The 14506-nt window shown below is 67.6% G+C and carries 13 protein-coding genes; 5 read left to right on the top strand and 8 right to left on the bottom strand.

All coding sequences use genetic code 11. The features are described from left to right. Window positions 1-32: 32 nt before the first annotated feature. Window positions 33-575, top strand: a complete 543-nt coding sequence (locus tag DPR14_RS14460; RefSeq protein ID WP_158045772.1) for a phosphorylase family protein — start codon at window positions 33-35, stop codon at window positions 573-575. 163 nt (window positions 576-738) lie between these two features. On the opposite strand, the gene DPR14_RS14455 is transcribed toward DPR14_RS14460, so the two are convergent. Then, window positions 739-1521: a DUF3108 domain-containing protein gene (locus DPR14_RS14455; protein ID WP_192498951.1), complete on the bottom strand. Its 783-nt coding sequence runs from the start codon at window positions 1519-1521 to the stop codon at window positions 739-741. Window positions 1522-1604: 83 nt separating this feature from the next. After that, entirely contained in the window at window positions 1605-3767 is a 2163-nt protein-coding gene (locus DPR14_RS14450; RefSeq protein WP_158045770.1) for an RNA degradosome polyphosphate kinase, read from the bottom strand. A 200-nt stretch (window positions 3768-3967) separates the two neighbouring features. Here DPR14_RS14450 and DPR14_RS14445 point away from each other — a divergent pair, with 200 nt between their 5' ends. From DPR14_RS14445 to DPR14_RS29110, 4 genes are all read left to right on the top strand, one after another. Beyond that, window positions 3968-4441 (top strand): CreA family protein, encoded by a 474-nt coding sequence (locus tag DPR14_RS14445; RefSeq protein ID WP_158045769.1) that lies wholly within the window; start codon window positions 3968-3970, stop codon window positions 4439-4441. 21 nt (window positions 4442-4462) lie between these two features. Further along, window positions 4463-5473 (top strand): tRNA dihydrouridine(20/20a) synthase DusA, encoded by a 1011-nt coding sequence (gene dusA, locus DPR14_RS14440; RefSeq protein ID WP_158048147.1) that lies wholly within the window; start codon window positions 4463-4465, stop codon window positions 5471-5473. A 250-nt stretch (window positions 5474-5723) separates the two neighbouring features. Further along, window positions 5724-7232 (top strand): sigma-70 family RNA polymerase sigma factor, encoded by a 1509-nt coding sequence (locus DPR14_RS14435; protein WP_158045768.1) that lies wholly within the window; start codon window positions 5724-5726, stop codon window positions 7230-7232. Next, window positions 7160-7327, top strand: a complete 168-nt coding sequence (locus DPR14_RS29110; protein ID WP_158045767.1) for a sigma factor-like helix-turn-helix DNA-binding protein — start codon at window positions 7160-7162, stop codon at window positions 7325-7327. The genes DPR14_RS14435 and DPR14_RS29110 overlap by 73 nt, the downstream gene beginning before the upstream one ends. 81 nt (window positions 7328-7408) lie before the next feature. Here DPR14_RS29110 and DPR14_RS14425 read toward each other — a convergent pair whose 3' ends face one another. Genes DPR14_RS14425 through DPR14_RS14400 form a run of 6 tightly spaced genes read right to left on the bottom strand, consistent with a single transcriptional unit; the run spans window position 7409 to window position 14502 of the window. Beyond that, window positions 7409-8335, bottom strand: coding sequence for a dihydrodipicolinate synthase family protein (locus DPR14_RS14425; RefSeq protein WP_158045766.1), 927 nt, complete (start codon window positions 8333-8335; stop codon window positions 7409-7411). 48 nt (window positions 8336-8383) lie between these two features. Next, on the bottom strand, window positions 8384-8563 hold the full coding sequence (locus DPR14_RS14420; protein WP_158045765.1) for a hypothetical protein: 180 nt from the start codon (window positions 8561-8563) through the stop codon (window positions 8384-8386). A gap of 51 nt (window positions 8564-8614) precedes the next feature. Continuing rightward, window positions 8615-9364 carry a ZIP family metal transporter gene (locus DPR14_RS14415; RefSeq protein WP_158045764.1) on the bottom strand — a complete coding sequence of 250 codons (750 nt, stop codon included), beginning with the start codon at window positions 9362-9364 and terminating at the stop codon, window positions 8615-8617. Window positions 9365-9374: 10 nt separating this feature from the next. Next, window positions 9375-12155 carry a sensor histidine kinase gene (locus DPR14_RS14410; RefSeq protein WP_192498950.1) on the bottom strand — a complete coding sequence of 927 codons (2781 nt, stop codon included), beginning with the start codon at window positions 12153-12155 and terminating at the stop codon, window positions 9375-9377. Next, complete coding sequence (locus DPR14_RS14405; protein ID WP_158045762.1) at window positions 12155-12403, bottom strand: hypothetical protein; 249 nt, start codon at window positions 12401-12403, stop codon at window positions 12155-12157. The genes DPR14_RS14410 and DPR14_RS14405 overlap by 1 nt, the downstream gene beginning before the upstream one ends. After that, the gene (locus tag DPR14_RS14400) at window positions 12400-14502 is read right to left on the bottom strand and encodes a 3'-5' exonuclease (RefSeq protein WP_246148168.1); all 2103 of its coding nucleotides are present in this window, start codon (window positions 14500-14502) and stop codon (window positions 12400-12402) included. The genes DPR14_RS14405 and DPR14_RS14400 overlap by 4 nt, the downstream gene beginning before the upstream one ends. Window positions 14503-14506: the final 4 nt, after the last annotated feature.

The raw sequence follows: 14506 nt of genomic DNA, 5'->3' as shown, positions 1-14506 counted from the left end.
AGGATTTATTGCATGATTTTTAGGCGAGATTGATGACGCCCGGCATTGTGGTCGGCATGAAGGCCGAGGCCCGGATCGCCCGCCGGTCCGGCCTGCCGGTCGCGCTCACCGGCGGCGCGGCGCGGCTGCTCGCCGAGGGTGCCGACGGCTTGATCAGCTTCGGCATTGCCGGCGGCCTGGCGCCGTGCCTGGCCCCGGGAACTCTCGTGGTTGCGTCGGATGTGGTGCTGGAGGATGGCAGCCGCTTGGCGGCCGGCCTGCCGCTGGGGAAAGCGGTGCCGGAAGCAGCCCTGCGGGCGCCGGTCGCCGGGGTGGCGGCGATCGTGCCGGGCATCGCGGCGAAGCGCGATCTCCACTTCCGCACCGGCGCGGTCGCGGTCGATCTGGAGAGCGGGCAAGTGGCCCGGCTTTGTGCCGACGCCGGAGTGCCGTTCGCGGTAGTGCGGGCCGTCGCCGACCCGGCGGAGCGGGAGCTTCCCCCGCCGCGCTGGTCGGCATGGGACCCGACGGGCGGGTGGCGCTGGGCGCCGTCCTCGCGAGCGTCGCTGGCCGCCCCGGCCAGATACCGGCGCTGATCCGGGTGGCCCTGGATACCAGGCGGGCGCTCCGAACCTTGGCTGGCCTCGACCTGCGCCACTTGATCCGGCAGTAAAAGATCGGCAGGAAATGAGTGCGTCGATTACGGAACAGATGTCGGCCCGACCGACAAGCGGCGGTCTGGATCTTTGCCTCCATCCTTTACCCGCTACGGGCGGAAACCAGGTTCATCACGACCTCGATCCATTCCAGCCCCACCTGTATCTTGACCGGGACCCGGGGTTCGCCGGGCAGAGGAGCGGCGAACCAGGCGGTGGCGGTCCGGTCCACGCCGTATTGGAAGAATTCGCCCTCGTCGCGGTCACGCTCGAAGCCGGCGACGGGATGGATGCGGATGGTGCATTTCTCGGCGGCGCCCTGGTGCATGTTGCGCGGCGACTTCTGGAGGGTGTCGAGGCCTTCCGAACTCACGGTGACATCGTAGCGGCGCCGGCCGTCGAAGACCGGGAAGGTACCCGTGCAACCGGCCTCGCCGCTGGCGGCGATGATCCCGACCGCGGCGCTGACCGGATCCAGGGTGTTGGGGCGGAACTCCGGCGCCACCGCGCCGGAGGCCAGTTCGGACTGGGGCGGCTCGGCCGTGACGGACACGTTGCCGGTGCCATCGTAATCCAGGACCAGCGTGCGGTGGCGCTTGCGTTGTTTTCGGTCGGAACGGAACTGCTCGGGCTCCACGCGGACGCCATTCTCCACCCGACCGTCGGCGGAGGCCCGGTAGGACCAGCGGGACAGCAGGTCGACCAGCCGGCCGCCCTTCGCCTCGACGTCGGCGGAATAGCGGTCGCCGGATATGACGAGGGTCATCGCGCCGCTGACGAGGAACAGACCGCCGGCATAGACGTCGTAGTCCAGCTTCATGGCTCCTGCCTGGAAAGGGAATGCGCACAGGACGACGGCGGCGGCGCAGGTGCGGAACAGTGCCATGGTGGTTCCTCCGGCTCTGGAGAATGCGGATGTTGGTTCACCGCATTCTCCAGGCGCGAGTGGCGACACCATGGCAGGAAAAATCAGCCTCGGCTTGCGCTCCGGGCGCTGCCCCGGCCGGACAGGCTGGGGTTCTGCATGAAATAGGTATGCGCGTTCGGGGCTCCCAGCTCCGCCTCCATGCGGGTGAAGCAGCCGTCCGGCCCCATCAGCCAGCTCTGCGCCCGGTCGCGCAGGTTGATGCCCATGATCTGCTCGACGATCTGCTCGTGGACCGTGGCGTTCTCGATCGGCACCAGGGTCTCGATCCGCCGGTCCAGGTTCCGCGGCATCCAGTCCGCCGAGGAGATGAAGACCTTGGCCTTGGACGACGGCAGGCCGTGGCCGTCGCCGAAGCACATGATCCGGCTGTGCTCCAGGAAGCGGCCGACGATGCTCTTGACCCGGATGTTCTCGGACAGGCCGGGCACGCCGGGCCGCAGACAGCAGATGCCGCGGATGATCATGTCGATCTGCACGCCGGCATGGGAGGCTTCATACAGCTTGTCGATGATGTCGGGATCGACGAGGGAGTTGAGCTTGATCCAGATCGCCGCTTTGCGGCCGGCGCGGGCGTGGGCGATCTCCCGGTCGATCATCTCGACGATCCGGCTGCGCAGCGTCAGCGGGGCGATCGCCAGTTTCTCCAGGTGCTGGGGCTTGGCGTAGCCGGTCATGTAGTTGAACATGACCGAAGCGTCGTGGCAGAGCGCGGGGTCGCATGTGAAGAACGACAGGTCGGTGTAGACCTTGGCCGTGATCGGATGGTAGTTGCCGGTGCCGAAATGGACGTAGCTGTGCAGCCCGTCGGCCTCGCGCCGCATCACCAGCGACACCTTGGCGTGGGTCTTCAGGTCGACGAATCCATAGACCACGTGGACGCCGGCGCGTTCCAGGTCGCGCGCCCACTGGATGTTCGCTTCCTCGTCGAAGCGGGCCTTCAGCTCGACCATGGCGGTGACCGACTTGCCGGCTTCCGCCGCCTCGATCAGGGCCGCGACGATGGGGGAGTTCTTGCTGGTCCGGTACAGCGTCTGCTTGATCGCGACCACCGCCGGGTCGCGCGCCGCCTGGAGCAGGAACTGCACCACCACGTCGAAACTCTCGTAGGGATGATGGACCAGGATGTCCTTGTGCCGGATTGCCGCGAAGCAGTTGCCGCCGAAATCCCGGATCCGCTCGGGAAAACGGGCGGTGAACGGCGGGAAAAGCAGGTCGCTCCGCTCGTCCAGGATGAGCTGCTTGACGTCGCCCAGCGCGATCAGCCCCTTCTGGACGAACACGTCGCCGGGGGAGACCCGCAGCTCGCTGACCAGGAACTCGCGCAGGTCCTGGGTCGTCTCCGCCTCGACGGCGAGGCTGATGACCTTGCCGCGCCGGCGGCGCTTGAGGGCGCTCTCGAAGGTGCGGACCAGGTCCTCCGACTCCTCGTCGATGTCGATCTCGCTGTCGCGCAGCACCCGGAACAGGCCGTGACCGGTCAGCTTGAGCGGCGGAGGGAACAGGCGGTCGAGGAACATCAGCACCAGATCTTCCAGCAGCAGGAAGCGGGTGCCCGTTCCCGGTAGCCGCACGAACCGCTCCAGCTGGTTGGGAAGCGGAATCAGCGCGTCGAGCGGCTCGGTCTTCTCCGGGTCCTTGAGCTGGAGGACGAGAGCCACTCCCCGGTTGGCGATGAAGGGGAAGGGATGGGCCGGATCGACGGCGATGGGAGTCAGGACGGGGAAGATCTCGCGCAGGAAGCGGGCCTCGGCCCAGGCCCGGTCGTCGTCCGACAGGTCCTTCGGCCCCACGACCCAGATGCCGGCCTCGCGCAGCTCCTCCAGCAGGGCGTTGGCGCAGTCCTGCTGCTGGTCGTTCAACTGGATGATGGCCTGGTTGATCAGCGCGAGCTGCTGTTCCGGCAGAAGGTTGTCGGGGGTGAGCGCCTTGACGCCGGCGCGCTCCTGGGCTTTCAAGGCCGCGACACGGACCATGATGAACTCGTCCAGGTTGCTGGCCGAGATCGACAGGAAACGCAGCCGCTCCAGCAGCGGGTGATTGGTGTTGTGGGCCTCGCCCAGCACCCTGTCATTGAAGGCGAGCCAGGACAGTTCCCGGTTGATGAAGCGGTCGGGCGGCAACTCCAGCGGCTCGGCTTTCGGCTGCGGCTCGGGCTTGTTCGCGCGCGCCACCTTTTGGCTGGTCGCTTCCACGGTCGTGTCCATTTCCATCCCCCAGGTGCTGTTCGTCAGCCGTACCGGTTATCCGCGGCGCAACATGCGGCAACATTCAAGGCTGCCGCATGTAACATTTATTAACATTTTATGTCGATAGTCGTCCTGTGTCATATCGCCCCTGAGGGTCCTTGACTTCGGCGGTCGTTCCGCGTGTCTGTTGCCGCGGATGTCCATGACGGAGAACAGGTATGAGCCGGTACGGTTTCGCTGGGGCGTTGGTCGGGGTAGCCATCAGCCTGGCTGCGGTCGCTCCGGCAGGGGCGGAGGAGGTTGGCTGCGTCACGACGGCCTGGAAGCTCCTCGGGGCCAATCACAGGGTCTGCGTCGAAGCGTTCGATGATCCGAAGGTCCCGGGTGTCGCCTGCCATCTGAGCCAGGCCCGGACCGGCGGGGTCTCGGGCAGCCTGGGACTGGCGGAGGACCCCTCGCGCTTCTCCATCGCGTGCCGGCAGGTCGGCCCGATCACCGTTCCCGACCGACTCCGCGACAACGAGGAGGTCTTCACCGCCGACACCTCGATCCTGTTCAAGGAGACCCGAGTGGTGCGGATGTTCGACCGCAAGCGCAATACCCTGGTTTATCTGAGCTACAGCACCAAGATGGTGGACGGATCGCCGATGAACGCCGTCTCGACCGTGCCGATCATGCCATGGCGGGACTAGGGGCGGCATGCCAGCTGAGTGATGAGACTTGAAGTGACCACGCGCCCCTATCCCATCTCCGTCGCCCCCATGATGGACTGGACCGACCGGCACTGCCGGTACTTCCTGCGCCAGATCAGCCGGCACGCGCTGCTGTACACCGAAATGGTGACGACCGGGGCGATCCTGCACGGCCCGCGGGAGCGGCTGCTGGCCTTCAATCCCGAAGAGCACCCTGTCGCGCTGCAACTGGGCGGCAGCGATCCCCGGGCGCTGGCGGAGTGCGCCCGGGTCGCGGAAGGGTTCGGCTACGACGAGATCAATCTGAATGTCGGCTGCCCGAGCGACCGGGTGCAGTCAGGGCGGTTCGGCGCCTGCCTGATGGCGGAGCCCGACCTCGTCGCCGACCTTGTCGCCGCGATGCGGTCTGCCGTGTCGATCCCCGTGACCGTCAAATCGCGGATCGCGATCGACGAGATGGAGGAGTGGCCGACGCTGGACCGCTTCATCGCGACCGTGCGGGCCGCCGGCTGCACCCGGTTCATCGTCCACGCCCGCAAGGCTTGGCTGAACGGTCTGAGCCCCCAGGAAAACCGCGACATCCCGCCGCTGCGCTACGACCTGGTCCACCGGCTGAAGCGGGAGAACCCTGATCTGGACATCACCATCAACGGCGGCATCCTGGACCTGGACACTGCGGCCGATCATCTCCAGGTGGTAGACGGGGTCATGCTGGGCCGGGCGGCCTACAAGAACCCCTACGTGCTGGCCGGGGTAGACCGGCGATTCCTCGGCGGCATCGAACCGGTCCCGACTCGGGACGAGGTGGTGCGCCGGATGCTGCCCTATATCGAGGCCCGGCGGGTCGAAGGCGTGCCTCTGAACGCTATTACCCGACACATGACAGGTCTGTTCCAGGGGCAACGCGGCGGCCGGGCGTGGCGGCGGCACTTGAGCGAATTTGCCCACAAGACCGGCGTGGGGCCTGAGGTTGTCGAGGCCGCGCTGGCCCGGATCGAGCCCGGGAACAGAATCCCGCAGGCTGCGGAATAATGGGGCGCGACAAAACGACCTGTACCGTGTTGTCTGGAATTCGCGGTTTAGCCCTTGACAAACTGCCCGTAAAGACCGAAATGGCCCGCCGTTCACCGATCGGAAATAGCTGTGTCAGATTTTGGTAACGTGAGCGGTGCCGCGAGACGAAGGCGGTGCCGCGACAATGGTTTCCGAAACGAGTGAATTTCTATTCCTCCGCCTCGGCAGGGGTCGGCGGGACTGAGTTGGAAATCCGAGGACAATCGTTATGACCGCCCTTGAAATCACGGCGCATCCTGTCGCCGACGCCGATCGCGCCACTGCGGTGCGCAACGAGACTGCGGGAGCCCGCGGCAACATCGCCTTCGCCGAGCATTCGACCGACCCGGTCCGGCTTTACCTGCGTGACGTGGCGCAGCACCCGCTGCTGACGCGTGAGCAGGAGGTGACGCTTGCCCAGCGCATGGAGGCCGCCCGTGCCGCCATCGACGACGTGATCGCGGCCAGCCCCTTCACTTGCACCCGGCTCATGCGGAGCCTCCAGGGTCTGCGCGACGGTTCCGTCAATGTCGGCACCGTCGTGGACCTCGAGCGATTCGCCCGCTTGGGGGCCGAAGCCGAGAGCGAGGACGCGGCGCTGGACGACGACCTCGCCGAGGTCGCCGATGGGGATACGGAAGTAGCGGAGGCCGTGGCGGTTCCGGTGATATCCGCTGCCGAACTGGCCGCGTCGGTGGTCGAGGCGCTGGAGCGGATCGAGGCGGTCCATCGGACCGACGCCGCGGCTGCCGCCGCGTTGATCCGCGAGCTGCCGCTGTCGATCGACATGCGCACCGAGCTGATCAACGCAATGCGCGACGTCAACCGGCGCATCGTCGGCGTCGACGGTCGTCTGGCCCGCGTCGTCATGGCCAGCGGCATCAAGCGCGAGGCCTTCCTGGAAGCCTATCTCGGCTCCGAGGATGAGGAGAACTGGCTGGCCAAGCGGGCTGCCAAGAGCGGTGCCTGGGCCAAGCTGGCCGAGCGCAAGGGCCAGGAAGTCGATGCCCTGTTCGCCGAGCTGGCCGAGATCGGCCAGACCGTCGAGCTGCCGATCAGCCAGTTCCGCGAGCTCTCCGCCCGCCTGCAGCGGTCGCAGAATGACCAGATCCGCACCAAGGAATCCTTCGCCAAGGCCAATTTGCGGTTGGTCGCGGCCCTGGCCCGCAAGCATCTGAACCGGGGCCTGCCGTTCCTGGATCTGGTGCAGGAGGGCAATATCGGCCTGATGACCGCGATCGAGAAGTTCGATTGGCGGCGCGGCTACAAGTTCTCGACCTATGCGACCTGGTGGATCCGGCAGTCGATGACCCGGGCGCTGGCCGACCAGGGCCGCACGATCCGCATGCCGGCCCATGCCTGCGAGGCACTGACCAAGATCCGCCGTTGCGCGGTTCAGCTCCGCCTGCGCCGGGGCATCGAGCCGACCAACGAGGATATCGCGACCGCTCTGGCGATGCCGGTCGAGAAGGTCGCCGAACTGCTGCGCATGGCGGCCGACGCGGTCAGCCTGGACGCTCCGGTCGGTGACGACGACGACGGCGCGCGGCTGGGCGACTTCCTGGAGGACAGCGCCACGACCGGTGCGTTCGACGCGATCGCCGCCGGCTCGCTGCGCGAGAAGCTGTCGGAGATCCTGGACGACCTCACCCGCGCGAGGCCGACATCATCCGCCGTCGCTTCGGCCTTGCCGGGACCGAGGAGACGCTGGAGGACATCGGCCGCGACTACAACGTGACCCGCGAGCGCATCCGCCAGGTCGAGGCGAAGGCGCTGCAACGGCTCGGCCGGGCAAAGCACGCCCGGGTTCTGAAGACCTTCCTGGAAGGCTGAGGCCAACCCGGGAGTCGGGTTAAATGAAAGCGCCGGCGGGAGAGCGATCCCCCGCCGGCGCTTTTGATTCGGCATTCCGGATCAGCCGCCCAGCCTGGTCTCCAGTCGGGCCATCAAGCTGTCCAGTTCCTTATGGTCGTCGGCGTTGAGCCTGGGACCGGGCGCGCGGACGGCGGCCGAGGCCAGGACCCCGCGCCGGCGCAGGATCTCCTTGCGAATGGCGAGGCCGATGCCGGCCTGCTGTTCGTGGCGCACGATCGGCAGGTAGGTGTCGAACAGGTCCTCGGCCCCATCGGCGTCGCCGGCAAAGAAGCGGCGGCAGACCTGGACCAGCATCTCCGGGTAGGCGAAGCCGGTCATGGCGCCGTCGGCGCCGCGCCTGAGTTCCTGGGGCAGGTGAAGCCCGCCGTTGCCGACCAGGATGCTGATGCGGCGTCCGCCGGTGTCGGGCCAGTTTCGGATCTGGCTGAGCTTGCGCAGGCCCGGCGCGTCCTCGTGCTTCAGCATCACGATCTGGGGATGGTCGTCGAACACCCGCCGCAGCGTCGCGACGGAGACGGGGACCTGGGTCACCTGCGGATAGTCCTGGAACACGACCGGCACGTCGGGGCCGAGGATGCGCAGGGTCTCCGCGAAATAGGCGATCACCTGTTCCTCGGTCTTCAGGCCGGACAGGGGGGCGATCATGACGCCGGCGGCACCGGCATCCAGGGCGGAATGAGCGAATGCGGCGAGGTTGTTGGTTCCCGGATTGCTGACGCCCACGATCACCGGAATGCGGCCGGCGATCCGGTCGAACACGCGGCGCATGAAGTCCTGCTGCTCGTCCGGGGTAAGTTTCGGCGCCTCGCCCATGATGCCGAGGATCGTCATGCCGTCGACGCCGCACTCCAGGTAGAAGTCCACCATCCGGTCGGTGCTGGCAAGGTCCAGCTTGCCGTCGTCCTCGAACGGCGTGGCGGCGATGATGTACACGCCGTTCGCCCGTTCGTTCAGCTTTTCGCCCATTCCTTCTCCTCCCTGGGACTGCGGATCAGCGGACCGGCATCCAGCTTATCACCGGTCCGCCGGCTTTTCCTGGTCCGCCGGATTTTCGCCGCCTTCGCCGGTCCAGTCGTCGGTGATCATGGACTGGGCCTCGCTGATCTGGTCCACCTCCTCCTTGGATGGCGGGCGTGGGATGCGGGGGCTCTTTGGGCTGGTCGGGGTCTCGCCCGGGCGCTGCTCGTCGGCCATGGTAATCCTCCGTTGGGGTTCACCCTGACTAACAAGAAAGTGGACGGATGATCACCCGAGCGAGACGTCCAGGTACAGCATGATGACGAACCCCAGCATGAGGCCGACGCTCGCCGCCTTCTCCAGCCCGGCGCGGTGGGTTTCCGGGATGATCTCGTTGCTGACCACGAAGATCATGGCGCCGGCGGCGAAGGCGAGTCCCCAGGGGAGCAGGGGGGCCGCCAGGGACACGGCGAGAAGCCCGAAGAGCGCGCCCAGCGGTTCGACCAACCCGGTCGCCAGGGCGATGGCGACGGCCTTGCCGCGCTGGTAACCGATGCTGTGGAGCGCCACGGCCACGGCCAAGCCTTCCGGCATGTTCTGGAGGCCGATCCCGAAGGCGAGGGGAAACCCGATCGCTGTGTTGCCGGTGCCGAAGCCGACGCCGACCGCAAGGCCTTCCGGGATGTTGTGCAGGGTGATGGCGATCACGAACAGCCAGATGCGCCTGAAAGTGTCGGTCTCCGGACCCTGGCGGCCCTTGATGAAATGCTCGTGCGGGGTGAACAGGTCGAGCGCCCAGAGGCACGTGGCGCCGAGCAGGATGCCGGCACCGACCACGGCCGGCCCGGCGCCGGTCTCCAGCGCGGGCAGGATCAGCGAGAAGAACGAGGCCGCCAGCATCACGCCGGCGGCGAAACCCAGCAGCCCGTTCTGGAGGCGGCTGGAGACCTTGCGCAGGAACAGCAGGGGCACGGCCCCCAGGCCGGTGGCGGAACCGGCGGCGAGACTGGCAAGAAAACCGATGAGAATTATGGACACGCCTTTTCCGTCAATCTTCGGCTGCGGTCGCCACTGTTTCGGCGCCCGGGGGAGAAGGGGTTGAAGAAGCGCTCTGGTAAGGGATGACGAAGGCGAAGGTTGCACCACGGTCCGGAGCGGTTTCCACCCAGATGCGACCGTCCAGATGTTCGACGATGCGTTTGCATATGGCAAGGCCCAAGCCGGTGCCTTGCGGCTTGTCGGTCATGGTGTTGCCGACCTGGCGGAACTTGTCGAAGACGATTTCCGCATCGCCGGGCGCGATGCCCGGGCCGTTGTCGGCGACGGCGACGCGGACCCCCTCCGCGACCGGCTCGACGCTGACAACCACCCGGCCGGTTCCGGACGGGGTGAACTTGGCGGCGTTGGACAGCAGGTTCATCGCGACCTGCGTCAGTCGGTCGTGGTCTCCCCGGACCAGCGGCACGCCGGCCGGAACATTCTGTTCCAGGACGATGTCCTTATCCTTGAACACCTGGGCGGTGGTCGCCGCGGCGTCGCGCATGATCGCGGCGAGATCGACCGGGCCGATGGTCCAGTCGATCTCGCCCGCCTCGATCTTGGCCATGTCGAGGACCTGGTTGATCAGCCGGGTCAGGCGCTCGCTCTCCCGGATGATCAGGCCCAGGAACTCCTGCGACTGCTCGCGGTCGATGTCGGGATTGTCGTGCAGGATCTCTGCGAAGGCTCGCACGGAGGTCAGCGGCGTCCGCAGCTCGTGCGTGACGGTGGACAGGAATTCGTCCTTGAGCCGGTCCAGTTCCAGCAGCTTTTCGTTGGCGGCCCGAAGCGCCGCCGAGGTGCGCTCCAGCTCGGCGGACTTCTGTTCGAGCTGCCGGCTGTATTCCAGCACCTGGCTGGTCTCGTCCAGCATTCGCAACAGCTCGGCCATGGTAACTTCGCCGCCTTTGATCGCGGAGGCGAGCGCCACGCGGGCGGAGGCGGCGCCGACCGCGCCGGCCATGAGCCGCTCGCCGAACCGGACCAGTTCGGCGGTCGCCCGGCGGTCGCGGCGCAGGTCGATGTTGCGGCCCCGGGCGAAGCCGGCGAAAGCCTGCTCGGCACGCTGCGGCCCGAGAAACCGCCCGACCAGGGCGACGAGGTCGCCGACCGTCGTGCTGCCCCGCCAAGTGCCGCCCTCGATCGAACGTTCGGTCTGGCGGAATACGTCGACGAAGGCGTGGGCCTGGACCCGCTCCCCGACGCTGGGCCGGTCGAACAGCGACACGCCGACATAGAGCCCGAGATTGGCGAGCATGCTCCAGAACAGCGCATGCGACAGCGGGTCGAGCCCTTCGAGGCCGAACAGGGCATAGGGGCGCAGCAGGGTCATGCCGGCGGGACCATCGGTCAGGAAACCGGGGTCCAGCCAGCCCGACCGCGCGAAGGAGGGCAGGAGCAGCGTGTAGGTCCAGGCGGCGATGCCGGCGACCAGCCCGGCGATGGCGCCGCGCCGGGTCGCCCGGCTCCAGAAGATGCCGCCGATCAGGGCCGGGGCGAACTGGGCGACCGCGGTGAAGGAGATCAGCCCGATGGCTCCCAGCGCATAGGCGCTGCCGGCGAACCGGAAATAGGCGTAGCCCAGCAGCAGGATCGTCAGGATGGCGACGCGCCGGATCGCCAGCAGCAGGGGCGTCAGGTCCGGGTGGCGGTCCAGCTTCAGGACACGCAGGTTGAGAAGCGCCGGGATGACGAGGTCGTTGGAAACCATGGTGCTGAGCGCCACCGTCTCCACGATGATCATGCTGGTGGCCGCCGACAGGCCCCCCAGGAAGGCGAACATGGCGAGGGCGCGCCAGCCTTCCGACAGCGGCACGGCGAGGACGAACATGTCGGGATCGACCGTGCCGCCGGGGAACAGCAGCATGCCGGCAACCGCCACCGGCAGCACGAACAGGTTGATCAGCAGCATGTAGAGCGGGAACAGCCAGACCGCGCGGCGCAGGTGCGACTCCCGTATGTTCTCCACCACCGTCACCTGGAACTGGCGCGGCAGGCAGATGATCGCCGCCATGGAGAGGAGCGTGACCGTGATCCAGCTGCCGTCCGCCAGGGCCGGCTCTGCGGTCAGCAGGCGCGCGGTCCTCGGATCGGCCGCCGCCCGGTCGAACAGGTCGGTGAAGCCGTCATGCAGGCCCCACACGACCATGATGCCGACCGCCAGGAAGGAGACCAGCTTGATCACGCTCTCGAACGCGACCGCCGCGACCATCCCCTGGTGGTGCTCGGTGGCGTCGATGTTGCGGGTGCCGAACACGATGGCGAAGGCGGCCATCAGCAAGGCCACGTAGAACGCCTTGTCCGCGAGAAGGGCCGCCTGGGGACCGGTCCCGAAGCCCGAGGGGTCGGTACCGGCCAGCAGGTCGAAGCTGACCGACACCGCCTTGAGCTGCAGCGCTATGTAGGGCGTGATGCCGACGATCGCGACGGCGGCGACCAGACCGCCGAGCAGCTGGCTCTTGCCGTAGCGGGACGCGATGAAATCGGCGATCGAGGTGCTGCGCTGCTTGCGGGCGATCCGCAGGATCTTGGCGATCACCGGATATGCCAGCACCATGACCAGCGTCGGCCCGAGATAGACCGGCAGGAACCCGATGCCGAGGGTCGCTGCCCGTCCGACGCTGCCGTAGAAGGTCCAGGTGGTGCAGAAGACGCCGAGGGACAGGGCGTAGACATAGGGGCTCGCGATGACGCTGCGGCCCCGGTCGGCCCTGCGGTCCGCCACCCAGGCGATCGCGAACAGCAGGAACAGGTAGGAGAAGGAGGCGACGGCGATCAGCGACGCCGGCATCACCGATTGTCCTCGTCGCGGTGCCGTCGTTCCATCGCCAGCCCGAGCAGGACGATCACCAGGGCCCAGGTGCCGAAGATGTAGACCAGCAGCGCCGGCCAGCCGAAAAACGAGCCGGGAGCGCCGAACGCTTTCAGCAGCGGCGGGTTGAACAGCACCAGCGCCAGCAGGAACAGCGCGACGAGGCGTTCACCCGACGGTGATCCCGGAGATCCACCGGGGGGCGCCCTGTCGCGCCGGGTGGTCAAAACGCCCGCTCCCGCGCGTGCAGTTCGACCAGGATGTTGGCGCTTCGGATCGCGTCGTCGAGGGTGATGACATTCTGCTCCCGCAGCATGTCGACGAACCGCAGGAAGATCGCTGCGGTCAGCAGGCTGTCGCCCAGGGCGGTGTGGCGGTCGACCACCTGGATGCCCATCCGCTTGGCGATGCCGTCCAGCGTGTGGTCGGCGTCCGGCCCCTGGAGCTGGCGCGACAGCAGCATCGTGTCGAGCACGGGGTGGTCGAACCGGACCCCGCTGACCTTTTCCTTCATCTTGAGGAACTTGAGGTCGAAGGCGGCATTGTGGGCGACCAGCACGGCGCCCGACACGAACAGGTGGAACTGCGGCAGTACCACAGAGGCCCGGGGCTTGCCGCGCACCATGTCGTCGGTGACGCCGTGGAACCGGATGGTCTCCGGCGGGATCGGCCGGCCGGGATCGACGAGCTGGCTGAAGGTCTCTCCGGTGAGGATGCGCCCGTTGACGATCCGCACGCCGGCGATCTGGATGATCTCGTCCCCGTCCGACGGGCGAAGGCCGGTCGTTTCGGTATCAAAAACGACGAAGGTCAGTTTGTCGAGGGGCGTCCGGCCCAGCTCGGCCGTGGCGATCGGCTGGTGCAGCAGGGAGAAGTCGAAGAATTCCGGCCGCGCCGAGGGCGGCGCCCGGTCCGCGTGGCCATGGAGCTGCTCGGTCGGCGGCAGCGGCACGCGCATGCGCGCCAGTCCCGGACGGGGCGCGTCGCACCACAGCTCGCTCCGGTGATGCTGGAGGACGTCGGTGACGGTCAGGCCGCCCAGCGCGTCGGGCAGAGGCTGTTCCATCCAGCTGTCCACCAGGGACGAGGCGACCGGCGTGCCGCTCCACGAGATGTCGACGAAGACCCAGGATCCACCGGTCTCCGCCGAGAGATCGAAGTTCTTGGCGCCGGTGACTTCGCCCAGCCGGCCCACCAGATGGTCGAGCAGCACGACGAGGCTGTAGCTGTCGCCGTGCAGCCACTGCGGCAGCCCGGTCAGCGTGATGTTCGGCCCGCCGGCGGCGACGACCCGGGCGATCACCAGGTTGATCAGGTTGCCCGAGTGGATGTCGCTCATGGGCCAAGCGCCGGTGATGATGCTGCGGTAGTCGCCGGTGACGCTTTCCAGGCGGTTGGCCAGGGCCGCGCATTCTTCCAGGATCACCTGTTCGAAGGCCCGGCGCGATTCCCTGTCGAGGTCCGGATTGTCCGACAAGGTCTCGGCCGCGGCCCGCAGGTTGGCGACCGGCGGCCGGAAACCCTCGGTCGCGGCGCGAAGGACCGCATCGCGCTTGCCCAGAGCCGCGAGTTCGGCGGTGACGTCGTCGAAGGTGACCACATAGCCGGTTATGACGTCCTCCTCCTTGAGGATCAGGCTCATGCGTCCCTGGAGCAGGTAGCGTCCATCGGTCGTCGCGGCGACGAACTCGGCCGTGACGCCCATGGAGTGGCTGTGGTGGCGCCCGTCCTTGACCCGCAGGGTCAGCCGCTCCAGCGTGTGGAGCACGGGCGCCCGGGTCACCACCTGGAGCAGGTTCCGGCCGAGGCCCAGGTCGCCGGTCAGGTGGAGCAGGGTAAGGGCGGCCTGGTTGTAGAGCAGGATCTGGTGCTGCTGGTTGCACACCAGAACGCCCTCGTGCAGGTCGCGCAACAGGGTGGAAAGCCGGCTCTTCTGTTCCTGGACCACGGCGGTCGAGGAGGCGACCGCCTCGTCGATGTCGGACCGGGCCGCGGCCAGCTTTTCTCCCAGTTCGTTGATCGCCTGCGGCAGGGGCGCCAGCGCCGCGTACCGCTCCGGCGGAACCCGGGCCGCGACGGTGCCGTGACCGATCACGCGGGCCTCGCCGGCCAGCGCCGTCAGGGACCGCAGGATGCTTCCGTCCACGATCCGCCACAGCGCGAAAACGGCGGCCAAGGCGATGGCTACCCCGGCGACGGCCTGGGTCACCAGGGGGTCTCCGCTCCCACCGGCGTTCGCGAGCGCCATCGGCAGAAGGATCATCAGAACGGCAGCCACCGCGCCGACCGACGCGAACAGGAAGGCCAGTCTGCGGCGTCCGTCCATGGAT

Origin of the sequence: Skermanella pratensis, from assembly GCF_008843145.1 — a bacterium.
Taxonomy (GTDB): Bacteria; Pseudomonadota; Alphaproteobacteria; order Azospirillales; family Azospirillaceae; genus Skermanella; species Skermanella pratensis.
This window is presented reverse-complemented; position numbering and strand designations above follow the sequence as displayed.

Excerpts from the sequence above, each read along its gene's own strand:
- DPR14_RS14460 (WP_158045772.1), top strand. The coding sequence starts at position 33 with ATGACGCCCGGCATTGTGGTCGGCATGAAGGCCGAGGCCCGGATCGCC.
- DPR14_RS14455 (WP_192498951.1), bottom strand. The coding sequence starts at position 1,521 with ATGGCACTGTTCCGCACCTGCGCCGCCGCCGTCGTCCTGTGCGCATTC.
- DPR14_RS14450 (WP_158045770.1), bottom strand. The coding sequence starts at position 3,767 with ATGGACACGACCGTGGAAGCGACCAGCCAAAAGGTGGCGCGCGCGAAC.
- DPR14_RS14445 (WP_158045769.1), top strand. The coding sequence starts at position 3,968 with ATGAGCCGGTACGGTTTCGCTGGGGCGTTGGTCGGGGTAGCCATCAGC.
- dusA (WP_158048147.1), top strand. The coding sequence starts at position 4,463 with ATGAGACTTGAAGTGACCACGCGCCCCTATCCCATCTCCGTCGCCCCC.
- DPR14_RS14435 (WP_158045768.1), top strand. The coding sequence starts at position 5,724 with ATGACCGCCCTTGAAATCACGGCGCATCCTGTCGCCGACGCCGATCGC.
- DPR14_RS14425 (WP_158045766.1), bottom strand. The coding sequence starts at position 8,335 with ATGGGCGAAAAGCTGAACGAACGGGCGAACGGCGTGTACATCATCGCC.
- DPR14_RS14420 (WP_158045765.1), bottom strand. The coding sequence starts at position 8,563 with ATGGCCGACGAGCAGCGCCCGGGCGAGACCCCGACCAGCCCAAAGAGC.
- DPR14_RS14410 (WP_192498950.1), bottom strand. The coding sequence starts at position 12,155 with ATGCCGGCGTCGCTGATCGCCGTCGCCTCCTTCTCCTACCTGTTCCTG.
- DPR14_RS14400 (WP_246148168.1), bottom strand. The coding sequence starts at position 14,502 with ATGGACGGACGCCGCAGACTGGCCTTCCTGTTCGCGTCGGTCGGCGCG.